Consider the following 18906-nt stretch of genomic DNA (forward strand, 5'->3'; position numbering starts at 1 on the left):
AGCTCACAGCTCACAGCTCACAGCTCACAGCTCACAGCTCACGCTGATTATGTAATCGGACGTGTTTTTTGTCAAGCTCTAAAACAGGCTTTTTCACATTTTTGTGAGGAAGCCTTTTATGCTCCCTACGAAAGTGGGGTGGCATAATGGCTGGCTCACTCCACAACGCTAAAAAAGCCAAAAACGATGAGTTTTATACTCGTTATAAAGATATTGCTGAGGAAATGGGGCATTATAGAGAACACTTTAGAGATAAGGTTATCTACTGTAATTGTGATGACCCAACACAATCAAATTTTTGGCGTTATTTTCATAACAATTTTGCTAGTTTGGGTATTAAAAAACTGATAGCAACACATTTTCAAGAAGATAGCGAACCTTCGTATGCTCTGATTTATGAAGGTGGCGATGACTTCAATATGGAAGCTGGAAATATTGAAACTATTTATGGAGATGATGAGTATACCGCTGGAGATTTCCGGAGCGAGGACAGTATAAACTATCTGAAAGAAGCTGATATTGTTGTGACTAATCCTCCGTTCAGTTTGTTTAGAGAATATATTTCTCAATTAATGGAACATCAAAAAAAATTTATCGTTATCGGAAACAAAAACTCTGTAACATATAAGGAAATTTTTCCACTTATTCAGAATAACCAAATTTGGATTGGTGCTAGAAGTATGAATTCAGACTTTTGGTTGTATGTTCCAGAGGGAGCTGATTATGAAAAATTGGATGAAGATGGAAAAAAAGTAAAGCATATAATGGGTTGTTGGTTTACTAACTTAGATTTACAAAAACGACATGATGGTTTATGGCATGTAGGTGATGTATTTGACCAAACAAAAGCTCATAAATATTACGAAGGGTTTGAGAGTAAATACCCTAAATACGATAACTACGATGCAATAAATGTAGATAATGTTAAAGACATTCCAATTGATTATGATGGTGTAATGGGAGTACCAATAACTTTTATCAATTATTTCAATCCAACTGAATTCGAGATTATTAAATTCAGAAAAGGAGATGACGATAAAGATTTAACAATAGATGGGAAACCTCCATATTTCAGAATTTTAGTTAGAAATCTAAATCCAATTAGTCGTGATGAAGATAAGGGATATTGATAAAAGGAGAATAAAATGAAAGTAAGAAGATTAAGAGATATACTTGATAGACCATTCACTATCAGAGATCTAGCTAGTGGGTATACCAATAATGATGATGGTGCTACTACTGACGCTGTAAAAGGATATAATGGTAACTTGAATATTCGTCCTTCTTATCAGAGAAATAGCGTATATAACGAAGATAAGAGACAAGCTGTAATTCAAACCGTTTTAGATGAGTGTCCTTTAGGTATTATGTACTGGGTTGATTTAGGAAACGGACAATATGAAGTTCTCGATGGTCAACAACGTATTTTAGCTATTTGTAATTATGTTATGGGGAATTACTCTGTAAAATCAAGTAAATTTCCATCCAGTGCTCCACAACAAGATTTCCCAAATCTTCAGATGAACCTAACTGACTTAGCAGAACAAATTCTTGATTATGAGTTAGACATATATGTTTGTGAAGGAACTGCTTCCGAAAAAATGAAATGGTTTCATGTTATCAATACAGCAGGCGAACCATTAAATGAGCAAGAATTAAGAAACTCTGCTTATACAGGAACTTGGCTTTCTGATGCTAAACAAAGATTTTCAACAAAGACTGGACGTGGCGTTGTACTTGCTGACGAGAATCCGAATAATGATAAAGCAGAACCACTATTAAATGGTAATTGGAATAGACAAGAGTATCTACAAACTGCTATTAAATGGGCTTCACAAAATGATAATGACGATAGTACAAATACAATCGAAGATTATATGTTGAAGCATCAAGGAGATGCAGATGCTTCTGAATTATGGCAAAATTTTTCTGCCATAATTGAATGGGTTCGTGGAAAGTTTATAAGCTATCAAAACAGTTTGAAAGGGATGGATTGGGGAACAATCTACAAAGAGTATCAATTAGGACAGTTAGACAACAATATCATCAAAAATAGTGCTTCTGTCATTAACGAAAAAATTGCAGAGTTGGTAAATGATGATGAAGTCACAACTAAAATGAAAGGGATTTATCAGTACATCATTTACGGAGATTCCAAATATCTCCAACTTAGAGCTTTTGATGATAAAACCATCAAGCAAAAATATGAAGAACAGAGCCATCACTGCGTTTATTGTGTGGATGAAGGAAACAACAGAGAGTATGCTCTTAAAGAACTAGCAGGCGACCATATTACACCGTGGTCTTTAGGTGGAAAAACTGTCCCTGAAAATTGCCAACTATTATGTAAAAAGCACAACTCTTCAAAAGGGAACAACTATTAAAATTGAAAAGGCGACTTCCAAAACGGAAATCGTCTTTTTTGATATTCTCATAAATACAATATGTTGTTGGTGGTGTAAACTGGTATATAGTTCCCTTATTTTTTATTTCTGTCTTTATAGCTGGGGTCTTGTCATTCTTTTCTCCCTGTATATTTCCCTTGTTACCAGTCTACGCAGGTGTCCTGCTAGATGATCAAGAGAAGTCAAAGACATTTCGTTTTTTAGGTAGGGATGTTGCCTGGTCAGGATTGATTCGTACCCTTTGTTTCATTGCTGGTATCTCTCTCATTTTCTTTATTCTTGGGTTTGGAGCAGGATTCCTTGGGAATTTACTTTATGCTGACTGGTTCCGTTATGTTATGGGAATCATGATTATCATACTGGGATTGCATCAGATGGAAATTCTTCATCTGCAAAAATTGGAGGTACAAAAAACTGTAACATTTAAGCAAAAACAGTCTAGTAAATATCTGTCGGCCTTTTTACTGGGTATCAGCTTCAGCTTTGGCTGGACTCCATGTATAGGCCCAGTTTTAAGTTCTGTTTTAGCACTGGCTGCCTCAGGAGGAAATGGAGCTCTTCAGGGGGCCTTATTAACTCTCATTTACACTCTCGGAATGGCGCTTCCATTTTTAATTCTGGCCTTGGCATCAGGTCTTGTCATGCCTTATTTTAGTAGAATCAAATCCCACATACTTTTATTAAAGAAAATTGGTGGTTTATTGATCATTCTCATGGGAATTTTATTAATGTTGGGACAGTTAAATGTCTTATCTGGAATATTAGGATAAAAGGAGTTATCTATGAAAAAAATTATCTATTTTGGACTTAGTTTCTTGTCTCTCTTACTTCTGATTGCTTGTGGCAAGGAAGAGAAAAAATCAAGTCAAGAAAATCAACCGACTCAGACACAGCAGCAAACAACTGTGAAGCAAGTGGCTGTAGGAGCAGAAGCACCTGATTTTACGCTTCAATCGATGGATGGAAAAGAAGTGAAATTATCTGACTATAAAGGTAAAAAAGTCTATATTAAATTTTGGGCATCTTGGTGTGGACCATGTAAGAAGAGTATGCCAGAATTGATGGAGCTTGCTGCTAAGGAAGATCGTGATTTCGAAATTTTATCTGTCATTGCGCCAGGACTTCAAGGTGAAAAAACTGTAGAGCAATTTCCAAAATGGTTTGAGGAACAAGGCTATAAAGACATTCCTGTTTTATATGATACAAAAGGAGCTGTTTTTCAAGCTTATCAAATTCGAAGCATCCCTACAGAGTATCTAATTGATTCACAGGGTAAAATTGCTAAGATTCAATTAGGAGCGATTAGTAATGCAGATGCAGAAGCAGCATTTGCTCAAATGAAATAAAGTAATGAAATCATAGAGAGTGGGACAGAAATCGGTAATTCGTTAGAATTCGATTTCGTCGTCCCACCTCCGCACAGTTGAGTAGGGCTGTAAAAGCTGATGAAATCAGCGTAGTAGAGCCCACTCAACCACTGCGTCTTGCTCGACAATCCAAAGACAATTGAGAGGCTAGAACTTTAGTTCCAACCTCTTGTCTCAGAGCTATAAGCCCAAATTACCAGCCAGCGTCTTTAGGCGCTGGCTTTTACCTTGTTCAAGCCGACTCGTCACTTACCTCTTAAAGAGGCTTTAGTATTACTTAGCACTATCCCTAAGGGATCCTCATATTCTTTTACACTTAATTTATCTAATACCATATCATGCTTTACTCGTTCTCAAATTTTCATACTCGTGAATAAATCATCCACTGGATACTTTCTTTACTCTTGAATAGATTTCTTAATTGTGACTTCATTAAGCCCTACTGTACTCACATAATAATCTTCCGTCCAGAAATGTCTATTCCCAAACTTATACTTGAGGTTAGCGTGTTTGTCAAGCATCATGAGTGCACTCTTACCTTTTAAATAACCCATGAAGCTCGAAACACTTATCTTTGGTGGAATAATTACTAACATATGTACATGGTCTGGCATCAAGTGTCCTTCGATAATTTCAACTCCTTTATAACTACACAAGCGATGAAATAATTCACCTAAACTACTTCAATATTGATTATAGATGACTTTTCGTCTATACTTAGGGATGAACACAATGTGATAGAACAGTGCCACTTTGTGTGCGATAAACTATGAGCCTTTTGTGCCATATTTTTTTCCTTTCGCTTTACAATTGGCTTGAACTCCTTTATTGTATCGCGTTTGGAGTTTTTTGGTATAACCTTCGACGCGCACTCGCATAGCGGGTGGTTTATTTGGCTCCCAACTCACGTATCGAGAAGAACTAATAGTCACATAATATAAAAATGTCTAGACAGACCGTCTAGACATTTTTTTAACTTAAATTAGTTTTTAGAAGCAGCTTGGAATTCTGGGTTTTTCCATGCTTCGTCAATAATCTCTTGCAATTCACGAGCAGAAAGTTGCATTTTTTGAGTTTCAGCGTCGTTCAATGGGATGTTAACTGGGCGAACGATACCGTGCGCACCAACGATAGCTGGTTGACCGATAAAGACATTCTCAACTCCGTATTGACCTTCTTGGAATACTGAAAGTGGAAGAACCGCATTTTCATCATCAAGGATAGCTTTTGTGATACGAGCAAGGGCAACTGCGATACCATAGTAAGTAGCACCTTTTTTGTTGATGATTGAGTAAGCTGCGTCACGAACTGAGATGAAGAGTTCAACAAGGTCAGCTTCATTCAAGTCACGGTTAGCTTGTAACCATTGTTCCAATTTTACACCGGCAACGTTAGCGTGTGACCAAACTGCAAACTCAGAGTCACCGTGCTCACCCATGATGTAGGCGTGAACTGAACGTGCATCAACACCGATAGTTTCAGCAAGTGCTTGACGGAAACGAGCTGAGTCAAGTGAAGTACCTGAACCGATAACGCGTTCTTTAGGGAAACCTGAGAATTTCCATGTTGAGTAAGTCAAGATGTCAACTGGGTTAGCAGCAACAAGGAAGATACCGTCAAATCCAGATGCAACAACTTGTTCAACGATTGATTTGTTGATAGCAAGGTTTTTACCAACAAGGTCAAGACGAGTTTCACCTGGTTTTTGTGGAGCACCAGCAGTGATAACTACAAGGTCGGCATCCGCACAGTCTTCGTATTTAGCTGCGTAGATTTTCTTAGGTGAAGTAAAAGCAAGCGCGTGGCTAAGGTCTTCAGCATCACCAACTGCTTTTTCAAACAATTGTGGAATTTCAATGATACCAAGTTCTTGTGCAATTCCTTGTGTAACGAGGGCAAAAGCATAAGAAGAACCTACGGCACCGTCACCGACGAGGATAACTTTTTTGTGTTGTTTAGTTGCTGTCATTTGTCTAGACATCTCCTTTGTTTTTTTAAGGGAAATTCCCCATTTGATTTCATTCTATCACTTTTAGATAGCTTTGTCACGGATATAACATCCAGTTGTTGATGTAAACGTTTTAGGTGTGTCCAAAGACTGAAATATAGGCTAAACTATGGTATAATATATCTAGTTACTAATAGTGAAATGAGGCATTTTTTAATGCAAGATAAAAATTTAGTGAATGTCAATCTGACAAAGGAGATGAAGACCAGCTTTATCGACTACGCCATGAGTGTAATCGTCTCGCGGGCTCTTCCTGATGTTCGTGATGGATTGAAACCTGTTCATCGTCGTATTTTGTACGGAATGAACGAATTAGGAGTTACCCCTGATAAACCTCATAAGAAATCTGCCCGTATTACAGGGGATGTTATGGGTAAATACCACCCACACGGAGACTCATCTATCTACGAAGCCATGGTTCGTATGGCTCAATGGTGGAGCTACCGCTATATGCTTGTAGATGGGCATGGTAACTTTGGTTCCATGGACGGTGATGGTGCTGCCGCTCAGCGTTATACCGAAGCACGTATGAGTAAGATCGCTCTTGAAATGCTTCGCGATATCAATAAAAATACAGTTGATTTCGTTGATAACTACGATGCCAATGAACGTGAACCCTTGGTTCTCCCAGCTCGTTTCCCCAACCTCTTAGTCAATGGGGCTACAGGTATTGCTGTTGGTATGGCGACTAATATTCCGCCACATAACTTGGGCGAAACAATTGACGCTGTAAAACTGGTCATGGATAATCCAGAAGTTACGACCAAGGACTTGATGGAGGTCTTACCTGGTCCAGACTTCCCAACTGGTGCCCTTATTATGGGGAAATCAGGTATTCATAAGGCATATGAGACTGGTAAAGGTTCTATTGTCCTTCGTTCTCGTACAGAAATCGAGGAAACTAAAACTGGTCGCGAACGTATCGTTGTAACAGAGTTTCCATACATGGTTAATAAAACCAAAGTTCATGAACATATTGTGCGTTTAGTTCAAGAAAAACGTATCGAAGGAATTACTGCCGTTCGTGACGAATCAAACCGTGAGGGTGTTCGCTTTGTTATCGAAGTGAAACGTGATGCGTCTGCCAATGTTATTTTGAACAACTTGTTCAAGATGACTCAAATGCAAACTAGCTTTGGATTTAACATGCTGGCTATCCAGAATGGTGTACCAAAGATTCTGTCTCTTCGTCAAATCTTGGATGCTTATATTGAGCATCAAAAAGAAGTAGTTACACGTCGTACTCAATTTGACAAAGAGAAGGCTGAAGCGCGTGCACACATCTTGGAAGGTTTGCTGATTGCTCTGGATCATATTGATGAAGTTATTCGTATCATTCGTGCCAGTGAAACGGATGCAGAAGCCCAAGCTGAATTGATGAGCAAGTTCAAGTTATCTGAACGTCAAAGTCAAGCAATTCTCGATATGCGTCTTCGCCGTTTGACAGGTTTGGAACGTGATAAGATTCAGTCAGAATATGACGAACTCATTGCCTTGATTGCTGATTTGGCAGATATTCTTGCAAAACCAGAACGTGTAGCACAAATCATCAAAGAAGAACTAGATGAAGTCAAACGTAAGTTTGGTGATCCACGTCGTACTGAATTAATGGTTGGTGAAGTTTTGACGCTTGAAGATGAAGACTTGATTGAAGAGTCTGATGTTCTCATTACTCTATCAAATAAAGGCTATATCAAACGTTTGGACCAAGACGAGTTTACAGCTCAAAAACGTGGTGGACGAGGCGTTCAAGGTACAGGAGTTAAGGACGATGACTTTGTGCGTGAATTGGTTTCAACGAGTACTCACGATCACTTGCTATTCTTCACCAATAAGGGGCGTGTCTACCGACTTAAAGGATATGAAATTCCAGAATACGGTCGTACAGCTAAAGGTTTGCCAGTTGTCAATCTTTTGAAACTGGATGAAGGTGAAAGCATTCAAACCATTATTAATGTTGAATCCGAACGTAGTGATGATGCCTACCTTTTCTTTACAACTCGAGCTGGTATTGTTAAGAGAACCAGCGTCAAAGAATTTGCCAATATTCGTCAAAATGGTCTGAAAGCCTTGAATCTTAAAGATGAGGACGAGTTGATTAATGTTCTTCTTACTCAAGAAGATACTGACATCATTATCGGAACTAAGTTAGGTTATGCAGTTCGTTTTAACCAGTCTTCAGTTCGCAGTATGAGTCGTAGTGCTACAGGTGTTAAAGGTGTAAATCTCCGTGAAGGGGATGCAGTAGTTGGAGCAAGAGTGATTACTGACCAAGATGAGGTCCTTATTATTACTGAAAAAGGTTACGGTAAGCGTACAGTTGCGACTGAATACCCAACAAAAGGGCGTGCCGGTAAGGGAATGAAAACAGCCAATGTTACCGAAAAAAATGGTCCTCTGGCTGGTCTCTTAACAGTAAACGGTGAAGAAGACCTGATGATTATCACTGACACAGGTGTCATGATTCGAACAAATGTTGCCAATATTTCACAAACGGGACGTTCAACTATGGGAGTAAAAGTGATGCGTCTAGATCAAGATGCTAAGATTGTGACTTTTACAAGTGTTGCTGCAGCAGAAAAAGAAGAAGTTGGGGCAGAACAGGAAACAGAAAGTGAAGCATAATGTCTCATAAAAAGAATCAAAGTAAAAAAAATAAACGTAAGAATCTGCTGATTAACATACTGGCAGGGTTCCTAATCTTGTTATCCATCGCTTTAATCTTCAATGCTAATATTCGTGATATGTTCATGATTTGGAATACTAATAAGTATCAGGTCAGTCAAGTGACGAAGGAAGAGATTGAAGAGAACAAAGAAACAGAAGGAAATTTCGATTTTGACTCTGTAAAATCACTTTCCTCGGAAGCAGTCCTATCAGCTCAATGGAATTCCCAGCAACTTCCAGTAATTGGAGGGATTGCCATTCCAGAGCTTGAAATGAACCTACCAATATTTAAGGGGCTCGATAATGTTAACCTCTTTTATGGTGCTGGTACAATGAAAGCCAATCAGGTAATGGGGGAAGGAAATTATTCTCTAGCAAGTCACCGGATATTTGCAGGTGAAAATGCAGACAAGAAATTATTTTCTCCTCTAGCTCGTGCTGAGAAAGGGATGAAAATTTATCTTACTGATAAAGAAAAAGTTTATACATACGAAATTGAAGAAGTTAAAATTGTAACTCCTGATCGCGTAGATGTAATTGACGAACGTGATGGAATTAAAGAAATTACCTTAGTAACCTGTGAAGATGCTAATGCCGTTGAGAGGATTATCGTTAAAGGAAATTTAACAGAAATAAAATCTTATGCAGAAACTCCATCAGATATCTTAGAAGCCTTTAATAAACCCTATAAACAATTTTATGAATAGTAGAAGAGGTTGGGATAAAAGAGCCCGACCTCACTTTTTATTAGCAATCAAACTTTGACGCGGTAGCTGATTGAACTTTTTGTTCGTCTTTTAGACTCCAAAAAGCTCCTAATCATCCTCGCGGGGCTGGGACTACGAAATCGAGACTTTGTCTATCGATTTCTGTCCCACCGCCTTTTCTTGACAATTTCAGAAAATAGATAGGAAAAAGACTTTTCAATTTTGGTAAAAAGTAGTATAATGTTTCTATTATAGAAATTTTTAGAAAATTCCGAAAGAGGTTTGTTATGGGATACACAGTTGCTGTTGTCGGCGCTACAGGTGCCGTTGGTGCTCAAATGATCAAAATGTTGGAAGAATCAACTCTTCCTATCGATAAGATTCGTTACCTTGCGTCTGCACGTTCTGCAGGAAAGGTTTTGCAATTCAAAGGTCAAGATGTGACCATCGAAGAAACAACAGAAGATGCTTTTGAAGGGGTTGATATAGCTCTCTTCTCAGCTGGTGGATCAACTTCTGCAAAATACGCACCTTATGCTGTAAAAGCAGGAGCAGTCGTCGTAGATAACACTTCTTACTTCCGTCAAAATCCCGATGTACCATTGGTTGTTCCTGAAGTGAATGCTCACGCCCTTGATGCTCATAACGGAATCATCTCTTGTCCTAACTGTTCAACTATTCAAATGATGGTAGCTCTTGAACCAGTTCGTCAGAAATGGGGCTTGGACCGTATCATCGTATCAACTTATCAAGCAGTTTCAGGTGCTGGTATGGGAGCAATTCTTGAAACCCAACGTGAGCTTCGTGAAGTCTTGAATGATGGTGTAAATCCGCGTGATTTGCATGCGGAAATCTTGCCTTCAGGTGGAGATAAGAAACACTATCCAATCGCCTTCAACGCTCTTCCGCAAATTGACGTCTTCACTGACAATGACTATACTTACGAAGAGATGAAGATGACCAATGAAACTAAGAAAATCATGGAAGACGATAGCATTGCTGTATCAGCAACATGTGTACGTATTCCAGTTTTGTCAGCTCACTCTGAGTCAGTCTATATTGAAACAAAAGAAGTAGCACCAATCGAAGAAGTGAAAGCAGCTATTGCTGCCTTCCCAGGTGCAGTTCTTGAAGATGATGTTGCTCACCAAATCTATCCTCAAGCAGTAAATGCTGTTGGTTCACGTGATACATTCGTTGGACGTATCCGTAAAGACTTGGATGCAGAAAAAGGTATCCATATGTGGGTAGTATCTGATAATCTTCTTAAAGGTGCAGCTTGGAACTCAGTTCAAATCGCAGAAACACTTCACGAACGTGGTCTAGTATGCCCAACAGCTGAATTAAAATTTGAATTGAAATAGGGAGCAAAACAGAAATTAGTAACTCGAAGAGTTTGATTTCTTCCTCGCTTTTATAATTTTAGGCTCAGGCTATAAAAGTCCACTGGACTTTTATACTCCCCCCGCACAGTTGATTAGGAAGTACGAATGTTGCAAACATGAGTAATTCCAATCAACCACTGCGTCATGAAACAGAAATCAGTGACTCGAAGAGATTGATTTCTCCTTCGCTTTTATAATTCAAGGTTCAGGCTATAAAAGTCCACCGGACTTTTATACTCCCCCCCCCCGCACAGTTGATTAGGATATTTTTAGGGATTTGATAGCATGTTAAAACTTAAGGAAGAACTTACTTCGTAAGTCTTATCTGCAACCTCAAAGCATTGCTTTGAGCAATCAACCACTGCGTTATGAAACAGAAATCAGTAACTCGAAGAGTTTGATTTCTCCTTCGCTATCTAACGAATCTACTTGTTTTACTTACAGAACAGGAGGCAAAGGCAAGTATGCCCCAGCCTCTTTCTTATAGAGAAAGGTTTTCCGATGTCTTATCAAGATTTAAAAAATTGTAAAATTATCACGGCCTTTATTACTCCTTTTCATGAAGATGGATCTATCAATTTCGATGCTATTCCAAAGTTGATTGAACATTTATTAGCTCATCATACAGATGGAATTCTCCTAGCAGGAACAACTGCTGAGAGTCCGACTCTAACTCACGATGAAGAGTTGCAGTTGTTTGCAGCTGTTCAAAGGGTTGTTAATGGCCGTGTTCCTTTAATTGCTGGTGTTGGTACCAATGATACACGTGACTCTATTGAGTTCGTCAAAGAGGTAGCAGAGTTTGGCGGTTTTGCGGCTGGTCTAGCGATTGTTCCCTACTACAATAAACCATCTCAAGAAGGTATGTACCAGCACTTTAAAGCTATTGCAGACGCATCGGATTTGCCAATTATTATCTATAACATACCAGGTCGTGTAGTTGTTGAAATGACTCCAGATACCTTACTTCGTTTGGCGGAACATCCAAACATCATTGGTGTCAAAGAATGTACCAGTCTTGCGAATATGGCTTACTTGATTGAGCATAAACCAGAAGAATTTTTGGTTTACACTGGTGAAGATGGTGATGCTTTCCATGCGATGAACTTGGGTGCTGATGGGGTTATTTCTGTTGCTTCCCATACAAATGGGGATGAAATGCATGAAATGTTCACTGCGATTGAAGAGAGTGATATGAAGAAAGCAGCAGCTATTCAACGTAAATTTATTCCTAAAGTTAATGCTCTCTTCTCTTACCCAAGTCCTGCACCTGTGAAGGCAGTCCTCAACTATATGGGATTTGAAGCTGGGCCAACTCGTCTACCTTTAGTTCCTACACCTGAAGAGGGTGCTAAACGCATTATCAAGGTTGTTATTGATGGAGACTATGAAGCAACCAAGGCAACTGTCACTGGAGTGCTTCGTCCAGATTACTAATATAACTAGAAACTTCCTAAACAAGTAAAATTGTTTGGAAGTTTTTTTCTTTTTCTACGAATAAATAGATAGAGAGAAAAATAAGGAGTTTATCATGAAAATTAAGATTGATAATTTTGAGATTTATAAGTTGAAACAAGCAGGTTTAAGTAATCAACAAGTTTTAAAAGTACTTCAATATGGAGAAATCTATGATCAGGAATTAACCTTAGAAACGATAGCAAATGCATCCGAGTGTCGAAATCCTGTTCTTTTTATGGAACGTTACCATAAACTTACCTTTGAAAGTATGGAGAGATTAAGAAGTGACTTTGAAAAATTTCCTTCATTTTCAATTCTAGATGATGTCTATCCCTTTGCTCTCAGTGAAATCTATGATGCTCCAGTATTATTATTCTATAAGGGGGATTTAAATCTCCTAAAGTTGCCTAAGATTGCGGTTGTAGGCAGTCGCTCTTGTAGTCAAACAGGAGCAAAATCAGTCCGTAAGATTATTGAAGAATTGGAGAATGAGCTGGTGGTTGTAAGCGGCCTTGCTAGAGGAATTGATACTGCAGCACATATGTCTATTCTCCAAGGTGGCGGGAAAACCATTGCTGTCATTGGTACTGGCTTAGATGTCTATTACCCACGATCCAATAAACGATTGCAGGACTATATTGGTGAATACCATTTGCTACTCAGTGAGTACGGACCAGGTGAAGAACCTTTGAAATATCACTTTCCAGCAAGAAATCGGATTATTGCTGGCCTTTGTATGGGTGTTATCGTTGCTGAAGCAAAGATGAGATCTGGTAGTTTAATTACTTGTGAGCGAGCTATGGAAGAAGGGAGAGATGTCTTTGCTATTCCAGGTAGTATTTTAGATGGTCGTTCAGATGGTTGCCATCATTTGGTCCAGGAAGGAGCAAAACTTGTTTCAAGCGGTCAGGATGTGTTAGCAGAATTTGAATTTTAGGCACGAGAAAAGATTTATTGATTAAACTTTTCTTCTATATATAGTAGTTAAGTCTTGACAGGTTTTTAAAAATGGTTTACACTTTATAAAGTTTATTACTTTGAAAAGGTGTGATACTGTGGCTACGGCAACAAAGAAGAAAAAATCAACAATTAAAAAAAATCTAGTAATCGTGGAGTCGCCTGCAAAGGCTAAAACGATTGAAAAATATTTGGGTAGAAACTATAAAGTTTTAGCAAGTGTCGGTCATATCCGTGATTTGAAAAAATCCAGTATGTCGGTCGATTTTGAGAATAACTACGAGCCCCAATATATCAATATTCGCGGAAAAGGTCCTCTCATCAATGACTTGAAAAAAGAAGCTAAAAAAGCCAATAAAGTCTTCCTCGCAAGTGACCCGGACCGTGAAGGAGAAGCTATTTCTTGGCATTTGGCCCATATTCTGAATCTAGATGAGAATGAAACTAACCGTGTTGTTTTCAATGAGATTACAAAAGATGCGGTAAAAAATGCTTTTAAAGAACCTCGTAAGATTGACATGGATTTGGTGGATGCCCAACAAGCCCGTCGTGTATTGGACCGCTTGGTAGGTTATTCAATTTCACCAATTTTATGGAAAAAGGTCAAGAAGGGCTTATCAGCTGGCCGTGTTCAGTCTGTTGCGCTCAAGTTAATCATTGACCGTGAAAATGAGATCAATGCTTTTCAACCAGAAGAATATTGGACTATTGATGGAGTCTTCAAAAAGGGAACTAAGCAATTCCAAGCATCCTTCTATGGAATGAATGGCAAGAAGATGAAATTGACTAGTAATGAAGAGGTCAAAGAAGTCTTGTCTCACCTATCTAGCAAAGACTTTACAGTTGATCAGGTAGATAAAAAAGAACGCAAGCGTAACGCTCCACTACCTTATACGACCTCAACTATGCAGATGGATGCAGCTAACAAGATCAATTTCCGTACTCGAAAGACCATGATGGTTGCCCAGCAACTCTATGAAGGGATTAATATTGGTACGGGCGTCCAAGGTTTGATCACCTATATGCGTACAGACTCGACTCGTATCAGTCCAGTGGCGCAAAACGAAGCAGCTAGCTACATCAATGAACGTTTTGGTAGTAAGTATTCTAAGCATGGCAGCAAAGTCAAGAATGCTTCAGGTGCCCAAGATGCCCATGAGGCTATCCGCCCATCAAGTGTTTTCAATACACCTGAAAAGATTGCTAAGTACTTGGATAAAGACCAACTCAAACTCTATACCCTTATCTGGAACCGTTTTGTAGCGAGTCAGATGACGGGTGCTATCTTTGATACCATGGCTGTGAAACTGTCTCAAAATGGAGTTCAATTTGCAGCAAATGGTAGCCAGGTTAAGTTTGATGGTTACTTGGCCATTTACAATGACTCAGATAAGAATAAGATGTTGCCGGATATGGCAGTTGGTGATGTCGTCAAGCAGGTCAATAGTAAACCTGAGCAGCACTTCACTCAACCACCAGCCCGATATTCGGAAGCAACACTGATTAAGACCTTGGAAGAAAATGGAGTTGGACGTCCATCAACTTATGCACCAACCATTGAAACCATCCAAAAGCGCTATTATGTCCGCCTTGCAGCCAAGCGTTTTGAGCCGACTGAATTGGGAGAAATTGTTAACAAACTGATTGTTGAGTACTTCCCTGATATTGTCAATGTGACCTTTACAGCTGAAATGGAAAGAAAACTTGATGATGTCGAGGTCGGAAAAGAACAGTGGCAACGTGTTATCGACGCCTTTTACAAACCATTCTCTAAAGAGGTTGCCAAAGCCGAAGAGGAGATGGAAAAAATCCAAATCAAGGACGAGCCGGCAGGATTTGATTGTGAAGTATGTGGCAGTCCTATGGTGATTAAATTAGGCCGCTTTGGTAAATTCTATGCTTGTAGTAATTTCCCAGATTGCCGTCATACACAAGCAATCGTGAAAGAAATTGGTGTCGAATGCCCAAGCTGTCATCAAGGTCAAATCATCGAACGCAAAACCAAACGTAATCGTATTTTCTATGGATGCAATCGTTATCCAGAGTGTGAATTCACTTCTTGGGATAAACCTGTTGGACGAGATTGCCCAAAATGTGGCAACTTCCTCATGGAGAAAAAAGTCCGTGGTGGCGGTAAGCAGGTTGTTTGTAGCAATGGTGATTACGAAGAAGAAAAAATCAAATAAAATGAGTCCTGAAATTAAATTTCAGGCTCTTTTTAGTTGAAGCTTGACAAAATTCATCATTGTATGCGAAACTAGAATAAGATTATTTTAACTAGGAGAAAATATGCGTTTCATTTATCTCAGTATTGGTTTTATCTCATTAGCCCTAGCTCTGGTAGGTGTAGTTTTACCACTTTTGCCAACAACTCCCTTTCTCTTGTTGTCAATTGCCTGTTTTTCAAAATCTTCTAAACGTTTTGAAGATTGGCTTTATCATACCAAACTTTATCAGACTTACGTAGCTGACTTTCGTGAGACCAAGTCTATTGCGCGTGAACGTAAGAAAAAAATTATTGTATCGATTTATATCTTGATGGGAATTTCCATTTATTTTGCGCCTCTTTTACCAGTCAAAATCGGTTTGGGATGTTTAACCATCTTTATTACCTACTATCTTTTTAAGGTGATTCCTGATAAAGAATAGCTTTAATAAGTAACGATTTCCCTTGATAAAAATAAAAACATATTCGGAATAATATGATATAATAAATTTAAACTAATCTTCAAGGAGAATCAAATGATTTACGAATTTTGTGCTGAAAATGTAACCTTGCTTGAAAAAGCTATGCAGGCAGGAGCTCGCCGCATCGAGCTCTGTGATAATCTAGCAGTTGGTGGAACAACTCCAAGCTACGGAGTGACAAAGGCAGCTGTGGAACTGGCGGTCGACTACGATACGACCATTATGACTATGATTCGCCCGCGTGGTGGTGATTTTGTCTACAATGATTTAGAAGTTGCTATCATGCTTGAGGATATTGCTCTAACTGCTCAAGCAGGAAGCCAAGGCGTTGTCTTTGGTGCATTGACTGCTGATAAGAAGTTGGACAAGGCCAATCTTGAAAAATTGATTGCTGCATCTAAAGGTATGGAAATTGTTTTCCATATGGCATTTGATGAATTGAGCGACCAAGATCAATTAGAAGCTATTGATTGGCTCAGCCAAGCTGGAGTGGCACGCATCCTGACTCGTGCTGGTGTATCTGGCGATTCTCTAGAGAAACGTTTTGCTCACTATCACAAAATTTTAGAACACGCTACAGGAAAAATTGAAATTTTACCTGGTGGAGGGATTGACATGGACAACCGTCAAACCTTTATCGACCAACTAGGTGTGACACAATTACATGGAACAAAGGTTGTCTTTTAAAAAATAGAAAGGAACTGCTAGCTTTTGGTAGCAGTTTTCACTTATGTTTGAAATTTTTAAGGCCTACCAATTTAACAGTAAAAAGGCTAAAGAGTATGGATTTGTAGAAAATCAAGGCGTATGGACCCATAGTTCGACTATCTTGCAGGGAGATTTTCTCATGTTGGTTACAGTTGAGGATGGAGTCTTAGGTTTTCAAGTTTATGACCAAGAAACTGGTGATCTCTATCCACAAGTTCATATGACCAGTATGAGAGGGACATTTGTAGGAAGTGTCCGTGAAGCCTGCTTAGAAGTTCTTTATGAAATCCGAAAGTCTTGTTTTGATGTGCAGGATTTTATCTATCCTCAGACCAAGAGAATCATGACTCGTGTTCAAGAAAAGTATGAAAATCAATTAGAATACTTATGGGAGAAATCTCCTGATACTGCGATTTTACGCCATGAGGGCAATCAAAAGTGGTATGCGGTTCTTATGAAGATTTCTTGGGATGAGCTTGAAAAGGGCAGAGAAGGATTAGTGGAAGCAGTCAATCTCAAACATGATCAAGTATTTGATTTGTTGGTAAAAAAAGGGATTTATCCAGCCTTTCATATGAACAAGCGCTACTGGATTAGTGTGCCACTGGATGATAGTTTATCAGATGAAGAGTTGCTAGAATTGATCGAAAAAAGCTGGAACTTGACCTTGAAAAAGTAATTAGATTTACTTGATTTTTCAAACATTTTCAATTAGCAAAATATTCTTTACTGAAGAAATTTTCAGAAAATATTGGATTTTTTCTTGACAAGTGATTTTTCCTATGCTAGAATACTAAACAAGATATCAAACGAAGGAGAAAGTCAAACATGAAAACAGCTAAGTTTAATCAATTTGCTTTGTTGTTGAGGTACTCGGGCTAGTGCAGAAGCATTAGTCCTGTTTGGCTTACCAAGCGGGAGTAAATCAACATCTCGCTTGGAACTCCGAGCGAGATGTTTTTTTAAACCAAATTTAGAAAAGGGGAAATCTTATGAGAACAGTTGAATTTCTAGATACTAGCCTTCGAGATGGTGAGCAGACACCAGGTGTTAATTTTTCTATTAAGGAAAAGATTGCCATAGCAAGACAACTGGAAAAATGGGGAATTTCGGCAATTGAAGCTGGTTTTCCAGCAGCTAGTCCTGACTCATTTACTGCTGTTCAGGAAATTGCAAAAGTCTTGAAGAAAACAGCAGTGACTGGTTTAGCTCGCTCTGTTAAATCAGATATTGACGCTTGTTATGAAGCACTTAAGGATGCTAAGTATCCACAAATCCATGTTTTTATCGCTACTAGTCCTATCCATCGTGAATTTAAGTTGAATAAAAGCAAAGAGGAAATATTAGAAGCTATAAAAGAGCATGTTTCCTATGCACGTTCTAAGTTTGAAGTGGTAGAATTCTCTCCAGAAGATGCGACTAGAACTGAGCTGGATTTCCTCTTACAAGTCGTTCAAACAGCGGTAGACGCAGGGGCAACCTATATCAATATTCCTGACACGGTTGGTTTTACCACACCAGAGGAATATGGGAATATCTTCAAGTATTTGATTGACAATGTACAAACAGACCGTCAGATTATCTATTCACCTCACTGCCACGATGACCTCGGAATGGCGGTAGCAAATAGCCTCGCGGCTGTTAAGAATGGTGCAGGACGTGTTGAGGGAACCATTAACGGTATAGGGGAACGAGCTGGGAATGCTGCTTTGGAAGAAATAGCGGTTGCCCTTAATATTCGTCAAGATTACTACCAAGCTGAGACAAGTATTGTCCTAAACGAAACCCTCAATACTTCTGAAATGGTTTCTCGTTTCTCTGGTATTCCAGTTCCTAAAAATAAGGCTGTTGTCGGTGGAAATGCCTTCTCTCATGAATCGGGTATTCACCAAGATGGTGTTCTTAAAAATCCTCTCACTTATGAAATCATTACACCTGAATTGGTGGGTATCAAGAGTAACAGTCTTCCACTTGGTAAATTGTCTGGTCGTCATGCCTTTGTAGAAAAACTGAGAGACCTAGCCCTAGACTTTACAGAAGAAGACATCAAACCACTCTTTACTAAGTTCAAGTCGCTGGCGGATAAGAAGCAAGAAATCACAGACGCTGATATTAGAGCTCTGGTAGCTGGAACAATGGTTGAAAACCCAGAAGGCTTCCACTTTGATGATTTACAACTTCAAACTCATGTGGACAATACCATTGAAGCAACTGTCAGCCTATCTAATCTGGATGGTGAGAAGGTCGAATTTAATGCTACTGGGCAAGGTTCTGTGGAGGCCATCTTTAATGCTATTGACAAGTTCTTTAATCAATCTGTTCGGTTGGTATCATATACAATTGATGCGGTAACAGATGGTATCGATGCCCAAGCTCGAGTCTTAGTTACTGTTGAAAATAGAGATACAGAGACCATCTTTAACGCAGCAGGCCTTGATTTCGATGTATTGAAGGCTTCAGCTATTGCCTACATCAATGCCAATACCTTTGTTCAAAAAGAGAATGCTGGGGAGATGGGAGCACCAGTTTCCTATCGTGACATGCCTAGTGTGTAAA

Annotated in this window: 15 protein-coding genes and 1 pseudogene; 14 read left to right on the forward strand and 2 right to left on the reverse strand. The window is 39.0% G+C overall.

The features are described from left to right. The first annotated feature begins 146 nt into the window (after positions 1–146). From K1I67_RS06400 to sdbB, 4 genes are all read left to right on the forward strand, one after another. Positions 147–1130, forward strand: coding sequence for an adenine-specific methyltransferase EcoRI family protein (locus K1I67_RS06400; RefSeq protein ID WP_061852952.1), 984 nt, complete (start codon positions 147–149; stop codon positions 1128–1130). Between the two features lie 15 nt (positions 1131–1145). Next, positions 1146–2384, forward strand: coding sequence for a GmrSD restriction endonuclease domain-containing protein (locus K1I67_RS06405; RefSeq protein ID WP_074485112.1), 1239 nt, complete (start codon positions 1146–1148; stop codon positions 2382–2384). Positions 2385–2470: 86 nt separating this feature from the next. Beyond that, positions 2471–3175 (forward strand): thiol-disulfide oxidoreductase-associated membrane protein CcdA2, encoded by a 705-nt coding sequence (ccdA2, locus tag K1I67_RS06410; RefSeq protein WP_223339325.1) that lies wholly within the window; start codon positions 2471–2473, stop codon positions 3173–3175. 12 nt (positions 3176–3187) lie between these two features. Beyond that, the gene (gene sdbB / locus K1I67_RS06415; protein WP_223339302.1) at positions 3188–3751 is read left to right on the forward strand and encodes a thiol-disulfide oxidoreductase-associated lipoprotein SdbB; all 564 of its coding nucleotides are present in this window, start codon (positions 3188–3190) and stop codon (positions 3749–3751) included. Between the two features lie 266 nt (positions 3752–4017). Here sdbB and tnpA read toward each other — a convergent pair. Both tnpA and K1I67_RS06425 read right to left on the reverse strand, forming a co-directional pair. Further along, positions 4018–4559: pseudogene (tnpA, locus tag K1I67_RS06420) on the reverse strand (IS200/IS605 family transposase). A gap of 195 nt (positions 4560–4754) precedes the next feature. Then, a complete protein-coding gene (locus K1I67_RS06425) occupies positions 4755–5741 on the reverse strand; it encodes an L-lactate dehydrogenase (RefSeq protein ID WP_004253416.1) in 987 nt (328 codons plus the stop codon). A gap of 195 nt (positions 5742–5936) precedes the next feature. Here K1I67_RS06425 and gyrA point away from each other — a divergent pair, with 195 nt between their 5' ends. The 10 genes from gyrA (at position 5937) to K1I67_RS06475 (ending at position 18905) form a co-directional block, all read left to right on the forward strand. Next, complete coding sequence (gyrA, locus tag K1I67_RS06430; protein ID WP_223339303.1) at positions 5937–8405, forward strand: DNA gyrase subunit A; 2469 nt, start codon at positions 5937–5939, stop codon at positions 8403–8405. After that, the gene (locus tag K1I67_RS06435) at positions 8405–9154 is read left to right on the forward strand and encodes a class A sortase (RefSeq protein WP_223339304.1); all 750 of its coding nucleotides are present in this window, start codon (positions 8405–8407) and stop codon (positions 9152–9154) included. The genes gyrA and K1I67_RS06435 overlap by 1 nt, the downstream gene beginning before the upstream one ends. 287 nt (positions 9155–9441) lie before the next feature. Continuing rightward, a complete protein-coding gene (locus K1I67_RS06440; RefSeq protein WP_223339305.1) occupies positions 9442–10518 on the forward strand; it encodes an aspartate-semialdehyde dehydrogenase in 1077 nt (358 codons plus the stop codon). A gap of 522 nt (positions 10519–11040) precedes the next feature. Then, positions 11041–11976, forward strand: coding sequence for a 4-hydroxy-tetrahydrodipicolinate synthase (gene dapA, locus K1I67_RS06445; RefSeq protein WP_223339306.1), 936 nt, complete (start codon positions 11041–11043; stop codon positions 11974–11976). A gap of 100 nt (positions 11977–12076) precedes the next feature. Next, a complete protein-coding gene (dprA, locus tag K1I67_RS06450; protein WP_369075036.1) occupies positions 12077–12934 on the forward strand; it encodes a DNA-processing protein DprA in 858 nt (285 codons plus the stop codon). Between the two features lie 118 nt (positions 12935–13052). Next, a complete protein-coding gene (topA, locus tag K1I67_RS06455; RefSeq protein WP_223339308.1) occupies positions 13053–15140 on the forward strand; it encodes a type I DNA topoisomerase in 2088 nt (695 codons plus the stop codon). 103 nt (positions 15141–15243) lie between these two features. Next, complete coding sequence (locus K1I67_RS06460) at positions 15244–15603, forward strand: YbaN family protein (protein ID WP_049529523.1); 360 nt, start codon at positions 15244–15246, stop codon at positions 15601–15603. A gap of 93 nt (positions 15604–15696) precedes the next feature. Then, the gene (locus K1I67_RS06465; protein WP_223339309.1) at positions 15697–16329 is read left to right on the forward strand and encodes a copper homeostasis protein CutC; all 633 of its coding nucleotides are present in this window, start codon (positions 15697–15699) and stop codon (positions 16327–16329) included. A 43-nt stretch (positions 16330–16372) separates the two neighbouring features. Beyond that, positions 16373–17029 carry an MmcQ/YjbR family DNA-binding protein gene (locus K1I67_RS06470; RefSeq protein ID WP_223339310.1) on the forward strand — a complete coding sequence of 219 codons (657 nt, stop codon included), beginning with the start codon at positions 16373–16375 and terminating at the stop codon, positions 17027–17029. Positions 17030–17342: 313 nt separating this feature from the next. After that, positions 17343–18905: a 2-isopropylmalate synthase gene (locus K1I67_RS06475; RefSeq protein ID WP_223339311.1), complete on the forward strand. Its 1563-nt coding sequence runs from the start codon at positions 17343–17345 to the stop codon at positions 18903–18905. The last annotated feature ends 1 nt before the right edge of the window (position 18906 follow it).

This window comes from Streptococcus infantis (assembly GCF_019929575.1).
Classification (GTDB): Bacteria; Bacillota; Bacilli; order Lactobacillales; family Streptococcaceae; genus Streptococcus; species Streptococcus infantis_L.